Here is a 24,899-nt window from a genome sequence, read left to right on the forward strand (position 1 = left end):
CAAACCTGCTTTTGTACGCTGCTTTAGNAAAACTCGATATCGTTGGCCACTGGCTTCGGAGCTGGGGCTGGACGCTTTTCCAGAGCAACCGTCGACTGCGTTTCCGCACCACTGAGAGGATGCTGGCGGGCACGGCCGGAAACCGGCCAGAACTCCACCTTGCGGCCTGAATCTCCTCCGGTTGACTGCCCGAGAAGACGAATACCTTCGTCTTTTAGAAACTGCACCGCGAATGCGGCGTTCTGCTCGCCAACATTCGAGAAGCTGGCAATGGTTTTCGCCCCACCGAAAATCTTTGCTTCTAGACGATCACGGCGTGCCCCCTGCTTGAGCAGGCCGTTGATCAACAATTCCATGAGATGCACCCCATAACGGGTCGCATCTCCANCCCCCGTACCCCCTGTCCCCGGCAGCAGNAAATGGTTCATGCCGCCGACGCCCGCAACAGGGTCTCTGAGACATGCAGCCACGCACGAACCGAGAATGGTCGTTAAAACCACCTCGGGATCATTGGCGANTTTATACTCGCCCTGAATAATATGTACGCGCTTGGCTGCGGTTTCGATCATTTCAAAGATCCAAATACGGCTTCGATTGCCGCCTTCATCTTGTCGATGGAGAATGGCTTGGCCAGAACGTTGTTGGCACCCAGCTGGGCGGCCTTCTGAACCAGCGCACGATCGCCCTGTGCCGTCAAAATAATGAAGGCCGCCTTCTTGGTGGTCGGGTTCGTGCGAANCGCCTGCAAGAAGCCAAGACCATCCATCTTCGGCATGTTGAAGTCGGAGATCACGAGATGATGGGGCTGCTGCTCCATGATCTTCATGCCCTGTTCGCCATCACCAGCAGAGGTGATCTGCTTGAAGCCCAGCTGCGTCAGTGCGTCACTGAGCAACAGACGACTGGTAACCTGATCGTCAACGATCAGAACTTTGANTTTTTCTGCAAGAGACATTAGTCGGAACCTTCTTTTCGGGCAGCAGTAAGTTTCAGAATTTCTTCGCCGATAGCGTTGAGCGGATATTGTTGTTCAACCGCACCAAGCTCATGAGCAACGCGCGGCATTCCATAAACGACGCAAGTTTTTTCGTTTTGGCCGATCGTACGCGCACCTGCATGGCGCATCTTCAGCAACCCGGCAGCACCATCACGACCCATCCCGGTCAGGATAACGCCAACAGCATTGCGTCCGGCGAGCTCGGCCACGGAATCGAACAGAACATCCACGGATGGACGATGGCCATTAACAGGTTCTTTTTCCAAAAGCCTGCAACTTGGTGCGGAATGATTAACGACCTGCAAATGGCGCTCTCCGCCCGGCGCCAGATAGATTTTACCCGTCTGGAGACGTGCGCCGTCCGTCGCTTCTTCCACCACTGGCGCGCATAAGCGATTGAGACGTTCTGCGAAGCTTTTCGTGAATGTCGAAGGCATGTGCTGCGTGATGACCGTAGGCGGGCAATTGGCAGGAAACTTCTGTAAAACCGATATCAACGCCTCAACGCCGCCGGTCGAAGAACCGATAGCGACGATCTTGCGGCCAACGCGGTAATCGCTGACCGCCATCGGTGCAGCAATCGCCGGTCTTTCGGTCGCCATGTTACGGTAAGTTTGATGCTGTGAACGCGCCGCAGCCTTTACCTTTTCAGCCAGATCGCCAAACGGCCTGCTGTCGCCCGGCGCGGGTTTCCCCACGCAGTCGAAAGCGCCGATCTCCAGTGCCGCAAGCGATGCGCCAGCACCACGATGCGTCAATGTCGAGACCATGATAACGGGCATGGGCCGAAGCCGCATGATCTTTTCCAGAAACTCGAGGCCGTTCATCTCCGGCATCTCGATATCAAGCGTCACCACATCCGGGTTGAGTTCCTTGATCGCTGCGCGCGCTTCCATAGCGTTGCCCGCCTGACCAACCACCTGAACATCAGGGTCGGCTTTCAGGACAGCAGAGATCAGGCCGCGCATCGTCGGTGAGTCATCGACCACAAGAACTCTAGCGGGTGCAGTCATGCTTTTCTCCCGCCGGGTTTGCCGATATAGCGATATGTCGTGATGCCGGTATTATCGAACAAAGCTTTCGGATCTCCCGAGACACGCTCGGAATGGCCGATGTAGAGATGTCCACCTTCCGGCAGAAGGCCCGCGAAACGCGACCAGATTTTCACCTGTGTCGGCTCATCGAAATAAATCACGACGTTACGGCAGAAAATAACATCGAAATTGCCCTTGAAGGGCCACTGCGTCATCAGGTTCAACTCGTTGAACGTGATCAGCNTTTTGACCTTGTCGCTGATCTGATGCTTACGGCGGCCACCGACTTCGACGTCCTGAAACCATTGCTTGCGCATGGCGGGGCTAACCGTTTCAAGCGCGTTCTCGTCGTAGACCCCGGCTCTGGCCTGCGCCAGAATCTTGGGATCGATATCCGTCGCCAGAATGCGGAAATCATGCTCGGCGGCATTGGGGAACATGCCGAGAACCGTCAATGCGATCGAGTACGGCTCCTGACCGTCGGAACAGGCAGCAGACCAGATACGCACACGACCACCGGACTTTGCCCGGTTGATCAGCCCCGGCAGAACTTCATCGCGCAAATGCTCGAAGTGGTGGTTTTCGCGGAAGAAGCGCGTGAAGTTCGTCGTCAGATGCGACAGCATCTCACGGCGGGCATGCGCGCCTTCCTGCGAGGAAACCAGAGTACAATATTCCCGAAAGCCGGAAATACCGAGATTGCGGATGTGTTTGGACAGTCGCGAATAAACGAGCGACGCCTTTGTGTCGTTCAGATAGATGCCAGCATCGGCATAGATCATCGCGGCGATTTCGGACAGATCTCGGCGTGTCAGCGGATATTCTCCGCTGGCAAGCACTTCGTCCGGGGATAGGCGTGTATCGTTAAACTTGAGCGCTGTCATTCATCACCACTTTTCAACCGACCGCCGCAAGAGACATCTCTTGCTTGAGCGACTGACCACGAGACGCGCCGACAACGGCATCCACATCGAGAATAAGCGCGACGCGGCCATCACCAAGGATGGTTGCGGCGGCAATGCCCGGAACGTGGGTGTAGTTGGCTTCCAGCGATTTGATCACGACCTGACGCTGCCCCTGGATGGCATCGACCATCAGAGCGCGCTGGCCACCACCTTCCGATTCCACCAGAAGCGCAACACCGTCGACCGGGTTTGCTTGGGTGGCGCGGAAGTTGAGGATACGACCCACGTCCACCAGCGGGCAGAAGGAGTTGCGGATGGAGATCAGGCGCTGATTGGAGCCGAAGGAGTGAATGTTCACGGCTTCCGGCTGCAATGTTTCGACAATCGCAGTCAAAGGCACGACGAGCGTCTGGCCGGCAACCGTCACCACCATGCCGTCGAGAACGGCGAGTGTCAGCGGAAGGCTCATAGTGAAGGTCGAGCCGAGGCCCGGACGCGAGGTGATGCTGATACGACCGCCGAGTGCCTGGATCGAGCGCTTGACCACGTCCATGCCAACGCCACGACCTGAGATATCAGAAATCTTGTCGGCGGTAGAGAAGCCTGGTGCGAAGATCAGGTTGTCGATTTCCTCGTCCGTCAGGTTTGCATCGGCAGCGATCAGATCGTTGTCGATAGCCTTCTGGCGAACGCGTTCGCGGTTGATACCTGCGCCATCGTCGGCGAGTTCGATCAGGATGCGTCCGGAACGATGTTTCGCCGTCAGCTTGACGGTGCCTTCAGGGTTCTTGCCAGCAGCTTCGCGCNTTTCAGGGGTTTCGATGCCGTGGTCGACGGCATTACGGATCATGTGTGTCAGCGGCTCTGCCAGCTTGTCGATGACCGTCTTGTCAACTTCGGTGTTTTCACCCTCGGTGATCAGACGGATCTGCTTGCCAATCATATCAGCCACTTCGCGGACGATACGCGACATGCGCTGGAAGACCGGCTTCACCGGCTGCGCGCGGATGGCCATGACGCTATCCTGGATTTCACGCGTCAGTTGCTGAAGTTCTTCAAGACCCATGTTGACGGCCGATGTGCCGGTCGCATCGTTCTCGATCACGCTTTGCGACAGCATCGCCTGATTGATGACAAGCTCGCCCACGAGGTTGATAAGGCGGTCGACGCGGTCGAGATCAACGCGGATCGTCTGACCGGCGCTTGCGTTTGCAGCGGCTGCGGCCGGTGCTTCCTTCTTTTCTGCGGCAGCAGAAACGGAGCGCGTGACTTCGGTCGCGGCAACGGCAGTCGCCACGGTCTTTGCAGGCACGCTCTCTTCTGCTTCAGCGGACTGAACGGCAGGCTCGTCGGCAACTTCGTCCAGAACCGACAAATCGAACGGCACCGGTATCATCGGCAGTTCTTCTTCGGCTGGCGCCTCGGATACGATCTCGGAAATTTCCAGATCGCAGTCCCATTCGGCAAATTCGAAGACGGTACGGATGCCAGCGGCGCCCTTGTCCGTCTTGATCGAGATATTCCAGAAGAAATAGGCAGCTTCTGGCTCGATGTTTTCGAGCGCCGGCAAGGTGCTCATGTCGCAGTTGATGCTCATCTCGCCAATGCGGGAAAGATCGCGCAGCAACAAGGCCGACTCGTTGCCCTTGGTGTAGAGCGATGTCTGCGGCTTGAAAACGACGTTGAAAGACGGCGTTTCCATCATCGGGACGGTGTCGTCCTCGAAGTCGCCAAAGGAGAAGGCAACCGGCTGAAAACCGCTGTCATCTGTCGGCGCAGGTGCTGCGACCTTTGCCACGACCGGCTCCGACGCTGACGAACCGGGGGCCGGCTTTTCGCCATTGGCCAGCGCTTCCAGCTCCTTGACCAGACCGCGTGTGCGGCCTTCCTCGACACTGCCGCCATCACGGGCCGCATTGGTCAGATCGGCCAGAACGTCGGCCGATTTCAGCATGACCTTCAGGACTTCCTGGTCAGGTTCGAGCTTGTTCGAACGTACGCAATCAAGCGTCGTTTCGAAAACGTGCGCGAAAGCCACGAGGTCGTCGAGGCCGAATGCGCCCGCTCCACCCTTGATGGAATGAACGGCACGAAACACAGCATTTACGGTTTCCGGATCACGGTCGCCGTCGTTCAATTTCAGAAGACCCGATTCCAGTTCAGCGAGTTGCTCTTCGCACTCCTGGAAGAAGATTTCTTTGATTTCGTTCATATCCATCGTGAGTAGTCCCGTATCAAGCAGTTACGCGTTCAATGGCATCGATCAGCTTCACAGGGTCGAACGGCTTGACGATCCATCCGGTAGCACCTGCTTGACGGGCACGATTTTTCTTCTCGGCATCGCTTTCGGTGGTCAGCACGAGAATAGGTATCGCGCGGTATTTCTCGTTGCGACGAACACCCTCGATAAAGCCGAAGCCATCGAGACGCGGCATGTTGATATCGGTGACGATAACGTCAGGCTCACAGCCCTCGAGAACTTCGAGCCCTTCGATGCCGTCTTCAGCCTGAATGGTCTCGAAACCGGCATTGTTCAGCGTGACCAGCAACATGTTGCGGATCGTTCTGGAGTCATCGACAGTCAGAACCTTCTTTTTCATTTCGAGGTCTCCTTCGGGAGCATATGATCGATGTCCACGCCGATCAGTTTAAGGGTTTTGTCAAAGGCATCGGATGCCTTGGAAAAAGTGAATGGCTTGCCATCGGCCTCCCAAGCCTTGATACCTGCCATCAAGACCTGGGCGCATTGCACGCCTATGCGCTCTACCTCGGAGGCATCCACCGCAAGCGGGGCACCCCTCATTTCCATCAGTTTTCCGTGCAAGACGGATGCCTGATTGAGGTCCAGCACGGGTGACAATTTCAATGCCGACTGCGCTGCTTTCCTGCCTGCCATCAAATCACTCCTTGGCGTCTGAATTGTTGGTGCTCGTAGCCATAATCCACGCTTTCCCCAGGCGTGGTAGCAACGTAGCCCTGATACTGTCTCGCAACCGGCTCGGGTGCCGTATGCTGTTGGCGCGCTATGCGGAATTCCCGCACCGTACGACCCAGTTCGAGAATAACGGTATGCAGATCGTCAGCTTCCTGGGCTGCCGATGTCATCTTTGCTGCGGATCTGTCCGTCTCAGCGCCGATGGAGCCAAGCTCCACCGCAACGGTCTGCAGACTGGCGACGTTTTCGCCTGTGCGACGGGCAACATCACCGATCATATCGCTGACCCCGGAGACCTGACGGACGACACCGCCAATGGCTTCCTGCGTGCGATTGACCATGCGAACGCCAGCATCCACCTGCGTCTTGGTGCCGTTGACGAGATTCTTGATTTCACGGGCGGCATCTGCCGACCGCTGTGCCAAGGCACGAACTTCCTGAGCAACGACAGCAAAGCCGCGACCGCTTTCTCCAGCGCGCGCCGCTTCTATCCCGGCATTCAATGCAAGCAGATTGGTCTGGAACGCGATCTCGTCGATGGAGCCGATGATGCGGCCGATCTGTTCGGCCGATTGTTCGATCCCGGCCATGGCGCTGATCGCCTCACCGACAGCCGTACCGCTTTCAGTCGCCGCATTGCGTGCCTGCGAGACAGCGCTTTCGGCAGCCGAGATACGCTCGCTGCTGTTGCGCACGACATCGATGACCGATCCTAGTGTATCGGAAGCATGGGTGAGCCGCTGTGCATGAGTGGATGAAGCAGACGCCATCATCCGGCCCTCACCCATCAACCGTTCGGTTGCTGCGTGTGCATCACGAATGCCCGCTTGCGCCGTGGACATCGAAGTACCGATCTTTTCCAGCGCAGCGTTGAAGGCGTCGGCCAGATCGCGGTAGGCTTCGGGAATGTCGCCGGTGATGCGTGCTGTGAGGTCGCCTGTCGCAAACGCATTCAAAGCATCGCCCAGAAGACGCTTGGCATCAGCCTGATCGTCTTCACGCTGCTTTGCCAGTTCCTGAGTATGGCGAATGCGCAATTCGTTGAAGCGGAGCGAGACGGCGATTTCCGTATCGACCATCACCAGACGCACGACAGCCCTGACGGTGTCGGCCAGTTCCTTCTGGCGCTTGCGTGCGCCGGGAAGAAGAGAGCGTGGCGATTGGTCGGCAATCAGACCGCCGAGAAGATTTTCCAGAACGACCGCATGACCGGCCACATGCCAGCGGGGGTCTAGCCCCATGCGGCTTTCGGTATCCGACAGAACCTTGATCCGCTCGGCGTAAACGGCGTCGAAACGCGCATCGGTCAAGACGCTCCAATGCGCGGTCTGGAGATCGTGCAGCCTATCGAGCTGGTTTTCGCTTTCGAAGGACGGTGAACAGTCCGGCATGGATTGGAAGCGAACCATCAGGTCACGCAGACCTGCCTTCACATGCGGTTCCAGCATTGTTCGATAGCGACGCAGCAGATCGCACTGGTCTTGATCAAGACCAGCGAATCGCAAACGGCCACCCAGGCTGCTGCCTGTGGCCTTTCGCGAATAATCTGTTGGCAAGTCCTGCCCCAAGCGACGTCCCCAAATGCTACACCGGCAATCACCGGCAGTTGACCGATTGAGAATGTCAGAATCCNGGGGGATATGTCACGAATATGCACACCAAAGATTGATGCCGCACCGACGCTGCTGAGCCTTCTGCAATCTAACGATAATACCGGATCAACCCGGTACGGCAGGGCGGCGTCATGCCTGGAAGAAGTTTGGTAAAACTCCATTCCGCCGTGAAATACGTCCAATCTTTATGGTTAATTCCTTGCTCGAAGGTTAAGAAACCACAGCTTCACCTATAAATGCTAAAATTTGTTATATAACCTATCTAATCTGACGGTTTATTGTATCGATACGGGATGCGACAAATTAGATTTTTGGAAAAGATTTCCGATTTTTAGCCGTGCTGCGCTGGACAAGCGCAACACCGTTCCCCTAAAACAAAACCACACAATATTCGCTTCCATGGTGATGNTTTAACGGAACACTGACGACGACTGAGGAGACATGANTTTGCCATGGACCGGGAAAAGCCACTGGAGCCCGCGCCATTCCAAAAGACTGATCGACGTCTTTGTCGCAGGCATGCTCGTTTTCATGGGCATTCAGGCCACAGCCAACGCGACCCCGGTTTTGAAAGCGCATCGTCTCGAGCGCTCGCATCTGCCTCAGCAAAACGCAGTTGCATCCCCTCAGGCTTCGGTCGCGCGCGCTCATCAGTGCTTTGCAGCACTTTACCAGCAATCGCCTGATCACGACTTTGTTTGTTCAAGTTTATCTGTATCTGCACTGGTAACGGACTATACGGCAACCCAGATCACGCTCGAAAACATGCCGCACGTCTTGCATGGCTTTCACCTCACCGGAACGGCGTCGCCTCGCGGCCCACCTTCAACGATATCATAGCCGTCGCGGCCAAATTATCCGTCTTTTTCGACGGAACTGGCGAAGCTGACGGGCACAAGAACCGCCAAATCTTAACGCCAGAGAAAACTGCCGCCCCGTATGAGTCTTGACGTTCTCCTACCCATTCTGATTGCCCTCCCCTTCATCGGCAGTGTTGCCACTGCCATGATGCCGAGAGACGGTGCTGCTCGTGCACCTGCATCCGTCGCAGGTGGCATCGCCCTGTTCAGCTTTGTGACGACCATATTTCTCTACACCAGCGTCGCTGGCGGTGCCGTCATCAAGTATGATGTGGAATGGCTGCCGCAACTCGGCTTGAACTTCACGCTTCGATTAGACGCATTTGCCTGGATGTTCCTGGTATTGATCACCGGCATCGGCTTTCTGGTGGTGCTCTACGCGCGTTATTACATGTCTGCGGATGATCCTATTCCGCGCTTTTTCGCGTTCTTTCTATCCTTCATGGGATCGATGCTCGGCATCGTGATGTCTGGCAACGTCATTCTTCTGTCGATCTTCTGGGAATTGACCAGCGTATTCTCGTTTCTTCTGATCGGTTACTGGCACCACAATGCGACGGNCCGTGATGGCGCGCGTATGGCTCTGACTGTGACGGGCATCGGCGGTTTCTGCCTGCTTGCCGGTCTTTTGATCCTTGGCCACATGGCTGGCAGCTATGATCTGGACGATATTCTGGCAAAGGGTGGAGATATCCGAGCGCATTCTCTCTACGTCCCGGCGCTCGTCCTTATTCTGATTGGCGCACTGACCAAGAGCGCGCAGTTCCCGTTCCACTTCTGGCTTCCCAATGCCATGGCGGCTCCGACGCCTGTCTCCGCCTATCTGCATTCGGCGACGATGGTAAAGGCCGGTGTGTTTCTGCTGGTGCGCCTATGGCCGGTGCTTGCGGGAACGCAGGAATGGTTCTGGCTGCTAGGANTTTGCGGTATCACCACCCTACTGATTGGCGCATACTTCGCCATGTTCCAGCAGGATCTGAAGGGGCTTCTCGCCTATTCCACCATCAGCCACCTTGGCCTCATCACCACGCTTTTGAGCCTTGGGAGCCCGCTGGCTGCGGTTGCTGCCATCTTCCACATGATGAACCACGCCACCTTCAAGGCGTCGCTGTTCATGGCGGCTGGCATCATCGATCATGAGACCGGCACCCGTGATATGCGGCGTTTGAGCGGGCTATACCGGTTCCTGCCTGCCACAGCCACGCTTGCAATGGCGGCCAGTGCGGCCATGGCGGGCGTCCCGCTGTTCAACGGCTTTCTGTCCAAGGAAATGTTCTTTGCCGAGTCGGTCGAGANCCACGCGGATTCGCTTCTGGACAAGGCGCTTCCCTATGTCGCAACACTGTCCGGTGCATTTGCCGTCGCCTATTCGCTGCGGTTCATCCATACCGTCTTCTTCGGCCCGCCGCCACACGATATTCCCAACCCGAAACCGCACGAACCGCCGCGCTGGATGCGTTTCCCTATCGAGTTTCTGGTTCTCGCCTGTCTCATCGTCGGCGTCGTGCCGAGCCTGTCCATCGGTCCGTTTCTCCACTCGGCGGTGATTTCGGTTCTGGGAACGCAAACACCGGTCTACAGCCTGTCGATCTGGCACGGGTTCAATCTTCCTCTGATGATGAGCCTTGTCGCCCTCATCGGCGGCATCGTGATCTATGCCGCACTGGGCGGATACTTCTCGCGTTGTGATGACGGGCCTCCCTTCTTTCGCCATCTGCGTGGACAGCGCATTTTCGAGCGCATCATCGTTACGGTTTCGTGGAAATGGGCGCGCTGGCTCGAAAGTACGCTTGGCACCCGCCGTCTGCAGCCGCAACTGCGGATGCTGATACTGGTTGCACTGATTGCCGGGTTCTCTCCGCTCGCATCGTCGGAATTTTCTCTAACGCTACCGGGCGTGACGACCTTCGATCCGANTTTTGCGATCCTGTGGGCGATCGGCATGATTGCGGCCATGGGTGCTGCGTGGCAGGCTAAATATCATCGCCTGGCAGCGCTCATCATGCTCGGCGTATCCGGTCTCGTCACCTGTCTTACTTTCGTGTGGTTATCGGCACCTGATCTGGCCATCACGCAATTGCTGGTCGAAATCGTTACCCTCGTCCTTATTCTGCTGGGTTTGCGCTGGTTGCCGAAGCGTATGGTGAAGGTCGATAACAACAACGAACTTCCGTCTCAGCTTCGCCGTGGACGTGACTTCCTGCTGGCGGTTGCCTGCGGCATTGGCATGACTGTGATCGCCTATGCGGTCATGACGCTTCCCGTTCCTAACACCATCGCCAATTATTTCCTCGATAAGGCCTACTCGGAAGGCGGCGGAACCAACGTCGTCAACGTCATTCTGGTGGATTTCCGCGGTTTCGACACGATGGGGGAAATCGCGGTGCTTGCCATCGTCGGTCTCACCGTCTTTGCCCNTTTGCGTCGTTTCCGTCCGGCGCAGGAAAGCATTGGCTTGCCGGAACAACAGTTGATCCAGAACGCATTCGATGCCGACAGCCCAGAGCGGAGCAAAGGCGAAACAGTGCGCGACTACCTGCTGGTGCCATCCGTCATCATGCAGTGGATGTTCCCGGTTATCGTTACGNTTTCGATCTTTCTGTTTATCCGTGGCCATGATCTTCCCGGTGGAGGCTTCTCCGCCGGCATAACCATGGCTGTAGCTTTCCTACTGCAATATCTGGCCGGTGGGACACGCTGGGCGGAAGATCGCATCCGCATCCTGCCGTTGCGCTGGATGGGTTTCGGCCTATTGATGGCGGCGGCAACCGGCATGGGTTCCTGGGCCTTTGGCTACCCGTTCCTCACATCCTATTTCCAGTATACGGACATCCCTTATATCGGGNAAATGCCGACAGCGACTGCCTTGCTTTTCGACCTTGGTGTCTTTTCTCTGGTCGTCGGGGCGACCGTTCTTATTCTTATAGCATTGGCGCACCAATCGCTGCGTAACTACAAGGTACGTACGCCCGACGCCGCAAAAGCGGAGGAAGCGTAATGGAGCTTATTCTTGCCATCGGCATCGGTGTCATGACGGGATCTGGCGTGTGGCTGATCCTACGTCCGCGTACCTATCAGGTCATCATCGGCCTTTCTCTCCTGTCCTACGCCGTCAATCTTTTCATCTTCGGCGTCGGCGGCATCAAGACAAATGCGCCACCTTTGCTGCTGGATGGTGTGATTACCTCGACGCTGACGGACCCTGTGCCGCAAGCTCTGGTGCTGACGGCCATCGTCATCGGCTTTGCAACGACCGCGCTGTTTCTGGTGGTGCTGCTGGCGGCGCGTGGCCTGACCGGCACTGACCATGTGGACGGGAGGGAGCGGAATTGAACTACTTCCCTGCTGACATCGTGGTTGCCCCTATCTTGGTGCCGCTGATTGCCGGTGCCATCCTGCTGTTCATCGATGAGCGAAAGCGTAACACCAAGGCTGTGGTCAGCGTCATCGCGACATTCGTTTCACTCGCCGTGGCCATTGGCCTGTTTCTGGAAGTGAACTCAACGGTCAATACGGAAGTCGCCGCCGTCATCTCGAATGGTGTCTACCTGCTTGGAAATTGGCCCGCGCCCTTCGGCATCGTTCTCGTCGCAGACCGGCTTTCAGGATTGATGGTGCTACTCGCCGCACTGCTGGCCATCCCTTCGCTGATTTATTCGCTGGCAAAATGGCATAAGGCCGGGTCGCATTTCCACTCGCTCTTCCATCTGATGCTGATGGGCGTCAATGGCGCGTTTCTGACCGGTGATCTGTTCAATCTCTTCGTGTTCTTCGAGGTTATGCTGGCGGCATCCTATGGCCTTCTGTTGCATGGCTCCGGGCAACTGCGTGTAAAAGCCGGGCTCCATTACATCGCGATAAACCTCGTTGCCGCCCTGTTCTTCCTCATTGGCGTCAGCCTGATCTACGGCGTGACCGGGACGCTCAACATGGGCGATCTCGCGCAGCGCATCGCCGGGCTCAACCCGGATCAGCGCATGTTGCTGGAAACCGGTGCCGCCGTGCTGGGCGTGGCGTTTCTCGTCAAAGCCGGCATGTGGCCGCTGAACTTCTGGCTACCGTCCGCTTACAGCGCAGCATCGGCACCCGTTGCCGCCATCTTCGCCATCATGAGCAAGGTCGGTATTTACGTGATCGCCAGACTGTCCTTCCTGCTCTTCGGAGAGACCGCGGGAGCATCTGCCGGTTTTGGTCACGACGCGCTTCTAGTGGGTGGTATTGCCACTATCGTCTTCGGCACAATTGGCGTTCTCGCCTCACAGGCGCTCGGCCGCCTGGCCGGGTTCTCCGTTCTCGTTTCTTCCGGAACCCTTCTCGCCGCCATGGGTACAGGCAATCCGACGGTTGCTGCCGGTGCGCTTTACTATCTGGTTTCCTCAACGCTGACGATCAGTGCCTTTTTCCTGCTGATCGAACTTGTTGAGCGTGGACAGGATGCCGGTGCCAACGTTCTTGCCGTGACGATGGAAGCCTATGGCGACGGCGACGAGGATGAGGCTGAAGATGAGGTCGGCGTCACGATGCCCGGAACGATGGCTGTACTGGGTGTCTGCTTTGCCGCCTGTGGCATTTTGCTGGCAGGCTTGCCGCCGCTTTCCGGCTTTATCGCCAAGTTTTCCATGCTGTCGGCCATTCTCAACCCATCGGGCCTTGGCGCGAACGACACCATTTCCACGCTGTCATGGTGGCTTGTGTTCCTCATCGTATTCTCCGGTCTTGCGTCACTGATTTCGATGACCCGAGCCGGAATTCGTACCTTCTGGGGTTCGCTCGAGGGAACGGTACCACGTGTCCTCGTCATCGAAATTGCTCCGATTCTTCTGCTTTTGGGAATGACGCTCGCCATGACGATCGCGGCAGGCCCGATCATGCGTTACATGCAGGAAACTGCCCGCATAGGCGGCCTTCCTGAAAGCTATATTCAGGGTGTTATCACAGCCCCACGGGTTGACAGAGGTTCGGAGGCAGCACCATGATCGGCCGCATTCTTCCCTACCCCTTGCTGACGATATCGCTTGCTGTTTTCTGGATGACGATCAACAGCTTTTCGCCGGGGCACCTGTTGCTCGGAACAGGTGTCGCGATGATCGCGTCCTGGGCCATGGCCTCGCTGCGTCCGCCAAAACCACGCATTCGCAACTGGCATTTGCTGATAAAGCTTATCGCGATCGTGATCTACGATATTGTACGCTCCAACATTGCCGTGGCCAGCATCATCCTGTTTCCGCGCAATCGAAAGACTCGCGCGGCCTTCATGACGGTGCCGCTCGATCTGCGTGATCCGATGGGCCTTGCGGTTCTTGCTGTCGTGTTGACCGCAACGCCCGGCAGCGCGTGGCTGGAATATAATTCGTCGCAAGGCACGTTGCTCATTCACGTTCTTGATGAAGTGAGCGAGGCGCATTGGCAAAACCTCATCAAAAGCCGATATGAAAAATTACTGATGGAGATATTCGAATGAGTTCGGTTATCCNTTTCTGGTCATTTTCGATTGCCCAGTTGTTCCTCGCATCCGCCATGGCAATTTCCGTCTATCGCATCGCCATCGGTCCACGCGCGCAAGACCGCGTGCTGGGTATGGACACGCTCTACGTCAATGCCATGCTGCTGGTCCTCGTCTTTGGACTTCGCACGGGCAATGATGTCTANTTTGCCGCGGCCCTGTTGATTGCGATCCTGGGATTTGTATCAACAGTCGCCCTTTCAAAATTCATGATGCGCGGAGAGGTCATAGAATGAGTGATGCTGCAGAATTTCCCCTTTGGGCCGCCATACTCGTTGCCTTCTTCGTTTTGCTCGGCTCGTCCCTGGCGCTGACTGGCACCATCGGCTTTGCAAGACTGCAAAGCTTTTATGAGCGCCTGCATGCGCCGACGCTCGGCACCAGTTGGGGAACAGGCGGCGTCGTCATGGCCTCGATCATATATTTTTCGGTCTCGGGCGAGCGTCCGGTCTTCCACGAAATCTTCATCGGCATTTTCATGACGATCACGACGCCTGTCTCGCTGATGTTGCTTGGCCGTGCTGCCCTTTACCGCGACCGCGCCGAACAGAACCCCAACAGCCGCCAAAGTCTCTGAGACGTAAGGTCGAAAAACCGGAGAGATCAGCACATGGCCAAACTGTGGCCGATTGGGGGCATCTGCTTTCCGCGGTCGCCGCAAAATACGACAGGCTGTNAAACAGATTTTATCGTTATGACCCAGATANTTTTGTAATACGATAATGATTTCCTATACTTGACGTCTGTCAAAGCGACCNAAAAGCTCAATCTAATCGGGCAGTTATCCCTCTCAATATTCCCGGAATTTTAACGCNTTTCCGCCATTAGTATGAAACTCAATATTTCTCGGGGACATATAATGGTGAGTTTCTTTTCGAGATCGATAGTGGTCCAGATGGTGTTTCTGACTATCGCGCTCATTTTTCTGGGCATTTTTGCTGTCGGCACTACCACATATCTCCGCTTGAAAGATGATGTCATGCAGAGCGCCATTATGGATACACGGCGCGNCGTCAGAAGCATGGCTATTCTCTATGAAATGAAGATTGGCGGTGCGACCGTTGCTATGGAAAACGGAGAACTCACGTCCGTTAACAGACCAAGCATTGGCACATTGCGGGATTTTGATCTAGTTGACCGTACCGGTCTGGCAAATGGTGGCGTCGCCACTGTGTTTCAGACACAGGGTACTGACTATGTCCGCATCTCCACCAACGTGAAGAACGAAAAGGGCGAACGTGCCGTCGGCACAAAACTGGCGCTCGAACATCCTGCCTATTCCAAAATGGCTAAGGGTGAATCCTATTTTGGCGAAGCAAAGCTGTTCGGCACGGATTACATGACGGGTTACGTTCCGGTTCTGTCCAAGTCGGGTGCTGCTGTCGGCATTCTCTTCGTCGGCGTACCGATGACTGTCTATCAGTCGCATATCGACGGCCTGCGCAACATCGTCCTGTGGTGCGGCCTTGGCGTCATGCTGGTGTTCGGCCTTCTCGGTTACTATCTCATCAACCGCACTTTGCGTCCCCTTGGTTTGTTGACGACGGCTGTCAAGTCCTTGTCCGAAGGCAAGCTGGAGACCGAAATCCCTTACACGCAGCGCAAGAACGAATTCGGCAATATCGCCCGTGCGCTGGAGGTGTTTCGTGAAAATGCCCATGAAAAGCTGCTCATCGAGAGCCGCAGTGCCGAGGAGCGTGCAGAAGCGGAATCAGAACGTGGTCGCAACGATGCTGNAAAGCGCGAAACCGATCGCCAGATCGACTATGCGGTCAGCCAGCTCGCTGGTGGCCTGGCCCGCCTTTCTCAAGGTGACCTGACGCAGACGATCGATACGCCGTTCTCCGGACGCCTCGAACAGCTGCGCACGGACTTCAACAACTCACTGTCCAACCTGAAAGACGTTCTTGCGCAAATTCGCGAGAGAACGCTGGTCATTCAGCACAACGGCATGGAAATGCGCGAATCCTCCAACGACCTGTCGCGCCGCACAGAATCTCAGGCTGCTTCGCTCGAGCAGACAGCCGCCGCCGTCGAAGAAATCACCGTTACCGTCAAGTCTTCCGCAGACCGCGCTCGCGAAGCCAATCAGGCTGTTCGCATTACGCAGAAATGCGCCGACAGCTCCGGCACGGTCGTCAAAAATGCCATCGACGCCATGGGCCGCATCGAAGATGCTTCCAAGAAGATCGAGCAAATCATCGAAACCATCGACGACATCGCTTTCCAGACCAATCTTCTGGCCTTGAATGCCGGCATCGAAGCTGCACGCGCCGGTGAAGCAGGCAAGGGTTTTGCGGTCGTTGCTCAGGAAGTACGTGAGCTTGCTCAGCGCTCGGCAGATGCCGCACGCGAAATCAAGACGCTGATCAATCAGTCGACCAACGAAGTCGGCACAGGCGCGCTTCTGGTTCAGGAAGCCGGGCAGGTTCTTTCCGACATCAGCACGCAGATCGTTGTTGTCAGCAAGCATGTCGAAACCATCGCGACTGCAACACAGGACCAGTCCTCAGCCCTTCAGGAAGTCAACGGCTCCGTCAACCAGATGGATCAGATGACCCAGCAGAACGCCGCCATGGCCGAAGAATCCAGCGCCGCAACCCAGATGCTGTCAGAGGAAGTCGAAGCTTTGCTCGGCTTGGTAGAACGCTTCCGCATCGGCCAGCCCGGTCAGCAGCAGGAACGCTACAACCGCGCTGCATAAGATCGATCTGATTTCGACCAAATGCAAAAAGGCCGCTCGATCCAATCGGGCGGCCTTTTTCTTTGGGTGTCAGTCAGGTTCATCGGCGAAACGTTCCCGCCACTATTCCGCAGCGGCGCGTGTCACGCTGAATATCTGATTGATATAGGCTCTCAGGGCCGCCGGACGGACTGGCTTGTGCTGCACGGCAATACCTTCCCTTTCCGCCTGCGCCCGTACCTCCGGCGTTCGATCTGCGGTGATGAGAAGCGCCGGAATATCCCCCTGATAGAAACGCCTGAGCTGCAACACGGCGTCGATGNCGTCGCCATCGTCCAGATGATAATCCACAACGATCATGTCCGGTGCGGCGATTGGAGCTTCCAGCATCCGCTCGAGCGCGGCAAGCGATGCCGCCTGACTGACCTCGCAGCCCCAGCCGGACATTNAAAGTGACATGCCTTCCAGTATCTTCGGCTCGTTGTCGATACACAGAATGCGAAAGCCCGGCATTTGATTGGCGATGGGTTGCGGCACGCTGCGCTCAGCCGCCCTGGCAGCGCGGCTATGTGCGACCTCGCGGGGCAGATGAACGCGAAAGGTCGTGCCTCTGCCTTGAACCGACGACAGGTGAACGGGGTGGTGCAAAATGCGTGAGAGCCTGTCTACGATGGACAGGCCCAATCCCAGCCCCGCCGCTGTCTTTGCCCCCTCGTCTAACCGCGCGAACTCCTTGAAGATCGTCCGAAACTTCGAGGACGGGATGCCGATGCCGGAATCTGTCACCTGAATGACCGCTTCCCTGCCGCGACGCCTGACGCCAACAACGACCTTGCCGGATATCGTGTATTTGATCGCATTGGAAACGAGGTTCTGAACGAGACGTCGAAGCAGATTGATGTCGGATTTCACGATGAGCGATGTGGGCATAACGATCAGCTCAAGATTTTTCTCCCGCGCCATCGGTGCAAAGTCCGTCTCTATCCGCTTGAACAGGTCATTGAGCGGCACGGACGCCAAGCGCGGCTTCATCGAGCCGGTATCGAGACGGGAAATATCAAGAACCGCTCCCAAGATCGATTCGACTGACTCCAATGCCGAATCGATGTTCTCGACCAGCGATCCGTTCTCCGACGTGCCCATGCGCTCCACGAGGGCGGAGGAATAAAGTCGTGCGGCATTCAACGGCTGGAGAATGTCGTGACCTGCGGCAGCGAAAAAACGTGTCTTGCCGATATTGGCTTCATCGGCCGCCGCGCGCGCTTCCGCCAATTCGTGGTTGACCNNGGTCAACTCCCCGGTGCGCTCTTCTACACGCTGTTCCAGTGTTTCATTGGCCTGCTTCAGCGCCTGATCGCTGGCAACGCGCTGGGTAATATCGGTAAAGGTGGCGACGATGCCCTTGTCCGGCATGGCATTGGAGCGCACCTCGATGATCCGCGCGCCCTGTGCCAGCACAAGCGAAAACGGTCTATCCATCGTCAGGAAAAGATCGATCGTCTGCTTTTGCTGACCGGCGACGATATCACCGCGCTCCTCCAGCATGGCGACAATCTCACTGAGCGGCAGGCCGACCCTGCCGAACTGTTCCGGCAGATCAAGCAGGGTGCGAAAGCGGCGGTTCCAGATGGTGAGTTGCTGTGAACTGTCGAAAACCGCGATGCCCTGATCCATCTGGGCCAGAGCGGTCTGCAGCATGTCCTGATTATATTGCAGTGCTTCACTTGCCTGATCCAGCAGCCAGACGGTGTCGGCGCTGGTATCCTCCGCCTTCTGCNAAATCAGTGAAAGGACCAGTCGCGCCGAAGAAGAACCGATGGCGCTTCCAAGCAATTGCTCCGAGAAATGAATAAGCGCCATGTCTGCTGGCTGGTCATCCTCTAGCTTTCGTCCAGCGGTTTTCTCATAGGCTGAAAGCGAGCGCAGCATCCGCTCTTCACCAAGATAGCGGGCAACCGCCGTTTTCATATCGCCGACACTAACCCGCGTTTTCCAGCCGCGCGTGGCGAATTGCGATTTTGAATGGCGCTTGACGAAAATACCGGACTGTATGCGTTCGACCGGACGTGGATTGCGCGACAGCGAGCCTAGCACGAAGGCCATGCAGTTGACCAAAAGGCTGAGTGTGACGGCATTGACGAGCGGATCGGCCTCCGGCCCACTGAAAAGCGTCGTGCCGGGCAGCAGAAAACTCAAGATCGTCGCGGCGATGTGCGAATTGTCCGGCCCGCCGAGGCTCGGCAAAAACAACAGATATCCCCAGATAATGAAACCTGAACTCAAGCCCGCTATGGCGCCCCGCGCATTAGCACGACGCCAGATGAGCCCGCCCAACAGGGATGGCGCCATTTGCGCGATGGCCGCGAAGGCCAGAAGGCCAATGGATGAAAGCCCTGATGCGCTGTCAGCAGCCCGGTAATAGGCATATCCCAGCAACAGGACAGCGAAGATTGCCGTGCGACGGATGTTAAGCAGCGTCTTGGCGAAATCATCGCGGTGCGCCGAGCGGTTCAGCAATTTCTGCCGGAGAAAAATCGGCATCACGATGTCGTTCGACACCATGATCGACAGCGCGACGGACGCAACGATGACCATGGCGGTGGCCGCCGAAAACCCGCCGATAAATGTGATGAGAGAAACCACCGACATCTGGTTGAGCAGCGGCAACTGCAGGACATAGAGGTCGGCATCGCCACTGCCACCAATCGTCAGCAGACCGGCAATGGCAATCGGCAGAACGAAGATATTGATGGCGATAAGATAAAGCGGAAACAACAGCCCCGCCATCCGCAACTCGTTCGGCGTGCGGTTCTCCACCACGGTCACATGGAACTGGCGGGGAAGCAGGATGATCGCGAAGGCCGACAGCAACGTCAGCACGATCCAGCGGCTGATCGGCGTCTGGTACGACATCGCCTGCATGACCTGTTCGTTCTCGGAGGCCAGCCGCCACAACTGCGACGGTCCATCGAACAGGAAAAATACGACGTAGACGCCCGCCGTGCAGATCGCCACCAGCTTGACCACAGATTCCATCGAGATGGCCAGAATCAAGCCATCCTGATGTTCGGTCGCATCGGTGTGGCGGGTGCCGAAAATAACCGCNAAACCAGCCATGACGATCGTCACCAGCAATGGCAGGTCAAGGAAATAAAGATTGCCGCTGCCAATCCCGTAATCGCTCGGATCGACCATGGCGGCCACGGAATTGGAGACGGCTTTCAGTTGGAGCGCGATGTANGGGATAGCGCCGACAAGGGCGATGATCGAGACGAGCGTAGCAACTGTCGGGTTCTTGCCGTAGCGGGCAGCGATAAAGTCAGCGACCGATGTCAGCTTTTCGGCTTTGGCCAGTTCCACGATCCGCCGCAGAATAGGCATACCAAGCGTGAAGGCCAGAATGGGGCCGGTATAAATCCCTAAAAATTCCAGACCGCGCTCGGATGCAAGGCCCACACCGCCAAAATAGGTCCATGAGGTGCAGTAGATCGCAAGGCTCAGCGCGTAGACGATCGGCCTGCCCTTGTTCGGGACGGGCTTCTGCCGACTTTTGCGGTCGCCATAACTCGCCACCGCAAACAGCAGCAGAATATAGGCGAATGCCGATCCGAATATGATCCACCCAGGAAGCACTTGGCTTTTCTCTCCCACCATCCTCGTCCACAAGCATAGGATAGTTCCGGGGAAATGAGAATTGGCCCGGAACTTGGCATAAAGTTTAAGATCGCGGAACCAATACGCTTTTTGCTTCGTATATCTGCACATTCGGAAATTGAATGGTATTGTGTGCCTGCTTTGCAAAATGCACAGGCTGAGAGAGGGCTTCAAAGAGGGACGTCTGGAATGCTCAACGAGTTCAAAACTTTTATCGCCCGCGGCAATGTCATGGACCTAGCGGTCGGTGTCATCATTGGTGCGGCCTTCAGCAAGATCGTCGATTCCGTGGTCAACGATCTGATCATGCCGATTGTCGGCGCACTATTCGGTGGCTTCGATTTCGCCAATTACTTCCTGCCGCTGTCTTCCCAGGTAACGGAAAACTCGCTTGCTGCGGCACGCGAACAGGGCGCAGTTTTCGCCTATGGTAACTTCCTGACCGTCGTCATTAATTTCGTCATTCTCGCCTGGATCATCNTTTTGATGGTCAAGGGCGTGAACAAGCTGCGCTCGTCCGTCGAACGTCAGAAGATCGAGGAAAAGAAAGAGCCAGCGCCACCACCGGAAGACGTGCGTCTCCTCATGGAAATTCGTGATCTGCTGAAAACCGCTGATACCAATCGCATCTGATCCATCAGAAAAATCCGTGATTTCTTCACGGAATATCATGCACGGCAGGCTTTTCATGCGCTAAGAAGGCACTCTCACTGGAGTGCCNTTTTTCATGTCGGTTCTGAAAAGTCTAAGTGCCCGCTCTCTGGCGACACCCGAAAGCGGTATCGTCGAGGTCAAGAAATACGCTCATGCCCGCGAAAACCTCTTGCCCCTATGGGTTGGTGAGGGTGATCTCCCCACGCCAGCCTTTATCGCACGGGCTGCGGCAGACGCGTTGACCGGAGGGGAAACCTTCTACACATGGCAGCGTGGCATTCCTGAACTTCGCGAAGCGATGAGCCGCTATTACCAGCGGCATTTCGCAGCCGATCTTTCGTCAGACCATTTTTATGTCACCGGCTCCGGCATGCAGGCCATCGTCCTTGCCGTGCAGGCCCTCACCTCACCGGGTGATGAGCTTGTATACCTCACGCCGACTTGGCCAAATATCGTCGCTGCGATCGGCGTGGCGGGTGCCAAGGCTGTNCCCGTCGGTATCGATTTCACCAACGGCAAGTGGGATATCGACGTCGGCAAGCTGGCACAGGCCATCACACCAAAGACCAAGGCATTGTTCATCAATACGCCATCCAATCCCACGGGCTGGACGGCAACGCATGATAATCTGCGTGAGATTCTGGCTCTGGCACGCAAGCACGATCTCTGGATCATCGCCGACGAGATTTACGCGCTCTATCACTACGCAGACACCCGTGCGCCGTCGTTTCTCGATATAATGGAGGAAGGCGACCGCATCATTTTTGCCAACTCCTTCTCCAAGAACTGGTCGATGACCGGCTGGAGAGTCGGCTGGCTGGTGGCCCCGCCCGAAATCGGTCAGGTCATCGAAAACCTCATCCAGTATTCCACGTCGGGCGTAGCGCAGTTCATGCAACGCGGAGCCATCGCAGCTCTTGACCACGGCGATGACTTCATCAAGCAGAATTTCGCCCGCGCTGCCAAATCCCGGGACATTCTTTGCGACGCCCTGATCGCGACCAATCGCGTCGAGACATTGAAGCCAGACGGCGCGCTTTACGCCTTCCTCAAGATCGATGGCGTGACGGACAGCCGTGCGGCAGCGTTCGACATCGTTGACAAGGTTGGCGTTGGCCTTGCACCTGGCAAAGCTTTCGGTGCTGGCGGAGAACTGTTCCTACGCGCCTGTTTCCTGCGCGACCCCGCGCAGATAAAGGACGCAGCAGACCGCCTCGCAAGCTATANTTTGCAGAAATGATACCAGAACCCGACCACCGAGGATCGGTAGCGATCTTCGGTGGCAAAGCTTTCGATATCATGGGNTTTGGAAGGACAGTGCGCGGACGCGTCGCTGTCTAGTGGGCCACGTTCATCGCGGTCACATCGGTATTCCGGTAAAACGCTGCATGGCGCAGACTGTCAGCCAGAAATGCCGTATTCTCGTTCGGATCGCTCGATGGATTCTGAAAATTGATGTAGTTGATGTTGACGCAGGCATGATCCTTGGCCAGCAACAGCTGCGCATAGATGGTGACGCCTTTTGGCTTGATTTCCAGATCCAGCGTGATGGATGGATAGGTGTCCCAATCCAGCTTGTAGTCGCCGCCGATACCGAAATAGACCGTTCCCGGATGGAAATAGAGCTCCGCAGCCGAATCCACCAGATCCGACAGGCTGCTATAGTATTCGAATTTCAATAGAGAGATCAGATCTCCCGCATCGATTAAACGAAGCTCGGCAGCCACAGGGCTGATTGCGCGAGCCAAGATTTCTTCTCGTTCAGCCGAATATGAGCANTTTTTCATATTGATCAGTTTACCCGTCTTTTGNTTTGGCGCGCCGCGTAAACCTTATGAATCAGTTCCGCGACGGCCTTATAAAATACTGACGGGATGACACTATCCACCGAGACTTGCGCAAACATGGAGCGGGCAAGCGGCGGATCTTCAAAAATCGGTATTCCGTTTTCCTTGGCAATTTCTCTGATTCTCAGAGCGATCAAATCCTGTCCCTTGGCAACGATGATCGGCGCGTCGCTTTCCTCTTTGACGTAGCGCAGCGCGATCGCATAGTGGGTCGGGTTGGTGATGACCAGGGTCGCTCTTGGAACACCATCCATCATTCTGCGACGCGCACGGTCGCGGGCGATGGAGCGCTGGCGTGCTTTCACCACAGGGTCGCCCTGCGATTGTTTGTATTCGTCCTTCACTTCCTGCTTGGTCATTTTCTGCTGGGTGTGCCAGCGGTGGTTGGCCCAGAAGTAGTCTGCAACGGCCAGAATGCCCGTTGAGAAAAGGACGACGGTCACCANTTTCTTCAATATCTCATAGCCGGTCGTCATGATGCTGTGCGGATCGGTAATCAGAGAATTCAGAAGGCGGTAATAGTCATTCTTCAGGACCACGACCATGATGATGGCGACGATGACGACCTTGNAAAGTGACTTTCCGAAGTTGACCAGGCCATCGACGCTATAGATCCGGGTAAAGCCGCCCACCGGCGATATTCTGGACGCTTTCGGCATTATTCTATCAAGCACGAATTGCGGCAGGTTCTGCGCAAAGGACTGCCCCAGGCCGAAAACGATGAACAGGATTGCGGCGGGCAAAAGAAACGCACCGATTTCCTTGGAAAGATGAAGCCCGAGCGACACCATATCCGCCGCGGTGTTCAGCCTCCACTGTTCAGGGCGCTCAACGATGTCTTTAAGCGTTTCGCCCAATCNTTTGATGCCATCGGGGACGNAAAAAACGAGATACAGATAGAACGCCAGCATAGACGTAAACAGCGACGCTTCATGGGACGAAGGAACATTTCCCTTCTCCTCCGCGTCGCGTAGTTTTTTCTCTGTTGGTTCTTCTGTTTTACTGTCTTTGTCTTCGCCGTCTGACAAGACACGTCCCCTGAACAAAAAAGGCCCGCCGGAATCGGCAGGCCGTTCTTGTCAGGGTATAGGCGCTGGCGGTGACCCGCAAGCCAGTCATGCCGACCACACACAGGCTTTATCGAGCATCGGCAGCGTCACGCTGCGGCAGACTGACCTTCGACGACGGCCTCTTTCAGCACTATCTGGCCGGAGTTGGCCAAGCGGATAGCTTCCTGGGCCACTGCGCGGCGGGCAATCGCCACTTCGCGTGTGTTGAGAGATGCCATCGGCACGGCGAGATCGGACTCGATCATGCGGCGTTGACGTGGACTGATGCTGGAAAGCACACATTCCTTGATCTCGTTGGTAGCACCGCGAAGCGCCATGGTAAGAATGTCTGCAGAAACGTCGTTGAGCAGCGAAACGCGGCTGCGCTGTGGCATGTGCAGAAGATCTTCGAACAGGAAGATCTTCGGCTTGACCTTGTTTGCGGACTCTTTGCTGAGCGTTTCGAGAGAGCTGAGCAGAGTATCGACCTGCGGCTTTTCGAGTTCGTTCATCAGGTCGGCAACCTTCGCCGAGCCAGCAGCATTGCGTTCAGTCTCAAGTTCGGCAATCAGTGCGATAACACGCTTTTCGATGATCTGGGCTGCGGCAGGGCTGACTTCCTTCATGTTGACCGTTCGGTTCATGATGTCGGCGCGCTGCTCGTCTGGAATGGTCAGAAGGACCTTCGCACCGAAGGAGGACGGCAACATGGAGAGGATGTAGGCGATGGTCTGAGGATGTTCACGCACCAGGAACTTGCCGATAAACTGCGGGTCCGCGTCCTGTAGCTGATCCCATATGGAGGCTTCATAAGCCTGGAATGCCGTACGGCGGCCAAGAAGACCGTCGACTTCCTCAGGCGTCAGACCTTCCTCGAGAATGCTTTCGATAGCCTTGGCGTTGTCCATGAGGCCGGTGCCTTCGGTGAACAGATCTTCGAATTCCGCCACGATCAGCGCAAGCTCGTCTGGCGGAATAACGCGAAGCGTCTGAGCCGAATTGATGATGGTTTGCAGCTCGGCCTGGGTGAAAAACTTAAGCAGTTTTCCAGCCACGCCTTTCCCCATCGCCAGCAGTACGGCGGCGGCCTTATCAGCCTGAGACAACGGTTTCCCTGCTAAAGGGTTACCGAAATCCTCAAAGTCCATCATGGTCTTTCCTCTCC

General features: G+C 56.3%; 20 protein-coding genes and 2 pseudogenes. 9 read left to right on the forward strand and 13 right to left on the reverse strand.

Annotated features, from left to right (window positions below):
• Positions 1-23: 23 nt before the first annotated feature.
• From cheD to CUC55_RS08510, 8 genes are all read right to left on the reverse strand, one after another.
• Positions 24-569 (reverse strand): chemoreceptor glutamine deamidase CheD, encoded by a 546-nt coding sequence (gene cheD / locus CUC55_RS08475; protein WP_103087550.1) that lies wholly within the window; start codon positions 567-569, stop codon positions 24-26.
• A complete protein-coding gene (cheY2, locus tag CUC55_RS08480; RefSeq protein WP_103087551.1) occupies positions 566-955 on the reverse strand; it encodes a chemotaxis response regulator CheY2 in 390 nt (129 codons plus the stop codon). The genes cheD and cheY2 overlap by 4 nt, the downstream gene beginning before the upstream one ends.
• On the reverse strand, positions 955-2,010 hold the full coding sequence (gene cheB / locus CUC55_RS08485) for a protein-glutamate O-methylesterase CheB (protein WP_067648754.1): 1,056 nt from the start codon (positions 2,008-2,010) through the stop codon (positions 955-957). Before cheB ends, cheY2 begins: the two co-directional genes overlap by 1 nt.
• Entirely contained in the window at positions 2,007-2,915 is a 909-nt protein-coding gene (gene cheR / locus CUC55_RS08490) for a protein-glutamate O-methyltransferase CheR (protein WP_103087552.1), read from the reverse strand. Before cheR ends, cheB begins: the two co-directional genes overlap by 4 nt.
• 13 nt (positions 2,916-2,928) lie before the next feature.
• Positions 2,929-5,154, reverse strand: a complete 2,226-nt coding sequence (locus CUC55_RS08495; RefSeq protein ID WP_103087553.1) for a chemotaxis protein CheA — start codon at positions 5,152-5,154, stop codon at positions 2,929-2,931.
• A 16-nt stretch (positions 5,155-5,170) separates the two neighbouring features.
• Positions 5,171-5,536, reverse strand: a complete 366-nt coding sequence (cheY1, locus tag CUC55_RS08500) for a chemotaxis response regulator CheY1 (RefSeq protein WP_045229833.1) — start codon at positions 5,534-5,536, stop codon at positions 5,171-5,173.
• A complete protein-coding gene (locus tag CUC55_RS08505) occupies positions 5,533-5,832 on the reverse strand; it encodes an STAS domain-containing protein (RefSeq protein WP_067648763.1) in 300 nt (99 codons plus the stop codon). Before CUC55_RS08505 ends, cheY1 begins: the two co-directional genes overlap by 4 nt.
• Positions 5,832-7,439 carry a methyl-accepting chemotaxis protein gene (locus tag CUC55_RS08510; RefSeq protein WP_082760241.1) on the reverse strand — a complete coding sequence of 536 codons (1,608 nt, stop codon included), beginning with the start codon at positions 7,437-7,439 and terminating at the stop codon, positions 5,832-5,834. Before CUC55_RS08510 ends, CUC55_RS08505 begins: the two co-directional genes overlap by 1 nt.
• A 984-nt stretch (positions 7,440-8,423) precedes the next feature.
• Here CUC55_RS08510 and CUC55_RS08520 point away from each other — a divergent pair.
• The 7 genes from CUC55_RS08520 to CUC55_RS08550 all read left to right on the forward strand — a co-directional run bounded on the left by CUC55_RS08520 (position 8,424) and on the right by CUC55_RS08550 (position 16,551).
• Positions 8,424-11,342 (forward strand): monovalent cation/H+ antiporter subunit A, encoded by a 2,919-nt coding sequence (locus tag CUC55_RS08520; protein WP_103087555.1) that lies wholly within the window; start codon positions 8,424-8,426, stop codon positions 11,340-11,342.
• Entirely contained in the window at positions 11,342-11,677 is a 336-nt protein-coding gene (locus CUC55_RS08525; RefSeq protein WP_067648772.1) for a Na+/H+ antiporter subunit C, read from the forward strand. Before CUC55_RS08520 ends, CUC55_RS08525 begins: the two co-directional genes overlap by 1 nt.
• Complete coding sequence (locus tag CUC55_RS08530; RefSeq protein ID WP_067648776.1) at positions 11,674-13,320, forward strand: monovalent cation/H+ antiporter subunit D; 1,647 nt, start codon at positions 11,674-11,676, stop codon at positions 13,318-13,320. The genes CUC55_RS08525 and CUC55_RS08530 overlap by 4 nt, the downstream gene beginning before the upstream one ends.
• Positions 13,317-13,805, forward strand: coding sequence for a Na+/H+ antiporter subunit E (locus CUC55_RS08535; RefSeq protein ID WP_067648779.1), 489 nt, complete (start codon positions 13,317-13,319; stop codon positions 13,803-13,805). Before CUC55_RS08530 ends, CUC55_RS08535 begins: the two co-directional genes overlap by 4 nt.
• On the forward strand, positions 13,802-14,083 hold the full coding sequence (locus tag CUC55_RS08540) for a K+/H+ antiporter subunit F (RefSeq protein WP_103087556.1): 282 nt from the start codon (positions 13,802-13,804) through the stop codon (positions 14,081-14,083). Before CUC55_RS08535 ends, CUC55_RS08540 begins: the two co-directional genes overlap by 4 nt.
• A complete protein-coding gene (gene mnhG / locus CUC55_RS08545; protein ID WP_067648785.1) occupies positions 14,080-14,424 on the forward strand; it encodes a monovalent cation/H(+) antiporter subunit G in 345 nt (114 codons plus the stop codon). The genes CUC55_RS08540 and mnhG overlap by 4 nt, the downstream gene beginning before the upstream one ends.
• Before the next feature lie 282 nt (positions 14,425-14,706).
• Positions 14,707-16,551, forward strand: coding sequence for a methyl-accepting chemotaxis protein (locus CUC55_RS08550; RefSeq protein ID WP_103087557.1), 1,845 nt, complete (start codon positions 14,707-14,709; stop codon positions 16,549-16,551).
• Positions 16,552-16,653: 102 nt separating this feature from the next.
• Here the strand turns inward: CUC55_RS08550 and CUC55_RS23615 are convergent.
• Both CUC55_RS23615 and CUC55_RS08555 read right to left on the reverse strand, forming a co-directional pair.
• Positions 16,654-17,037, reverse strand: a pseudogene (locus tag CUC55_RS23615) (response regulator); the annotation flags it as partial.
• Positions 17,038-17,117: 80 nt separating this feature from the next.
• Positions 17,118-20,163: pseudogene (locus CUC55_RS08555) on the reverse strand (PAS-domain containing protein); the annotation flags it as partial.
• A 210-nt stretch (positions 20,164-20,373) separates the two neighbouring features.
• On the opposite strand from CUC55_RS08555, the gene mscL reads away from it, so the two are divergent.
• Both mscL and CUC55_RS08565 read left to right on the forward strand, forming a co-directional pair.
• Complete coding sequence (gene mscL, locus CUC55_RS08560; protein ID WP_103087559.1) at positions 20,374-20,817, forward strand: large conductance mechanosensitive channel protein MscL; 444 nt, start codon at positions 20,374-20,376, stop codon at positions 20,815-20,817.
• Between the two features lie 94 nt (positions 20,818-20,911).
• The gene (locus tag CUC55_RS08565) at positions 20,912-22,078 is read left to right on the forward strand and encodes a pyridoxal phosphate-dependent aminotransferase (RefSeq protein WP_103087560.1); all 1,167 of its coding nucleotides are present in this window, start codon (positions 20,912-20,914) and stop codon (positions 22,076-22,078) included.
• A gap of 97 nt (positions 22,079-22,175) precedes the next feature.
• Here CUC55_RS08565 and CUC55_RS08570 read toward each other — a convergent pair whose 3' ends face one another.
• From CUC55_RS08570 to fliG, 3 genes are all read right to left on the reverse strand, one after another.
• Positions 22,176-22,625, reverse strand: a complete 450-nt coding sequence (locus CUC55_RS08570; protein ID WP_103087561.1) for a hypothetical protein — start codon at positions 22,623-22,625, stop codon at positions 22,176-22,178.
• Between the two features lie 5 nt (positions 22,626-22,630).
• Positions 22,631-23,713 carry a flagellar biosynthesis protein FlhB gene (gene flhB / locus CUC55_RS08575; RefSeq protein WP_103087562.1) on the reverse strand — a complete coding sequence of 361 codons (1,083 nt, stop codon included), beginning with the start codon at positions 23,711-23,713 and terminating at the stop codon, positions 22,631-22,633.
• Positions 23,714-23,841: 128 nt separating this feature from the next.
• Positions 23,842-24,885 (reverse strand): flagellar motor switch protein FliG, encoded by a 1,044-nt coding sequence (fliG, locus tag CUC55_RS08580; RefSeq protein ID WP_067648806.1) that lies wholly within the window; start codon positions 24,883-24,885, stop codon positions 23,842-23,844.
• Positions 24,886-24,899: the final 14 nt, after the last annotated feature.

The sequence above is a fragment of the Agrobacterium bohemicum genome (genome assembly GCF_002896715.1).
Lineage (GTDB): Bacteria > Pseudomonadota > Alphaproteobacteria > Rhizobiales > Rhizobiaceae > Agrobacterium > Agrobacterium bohemicum.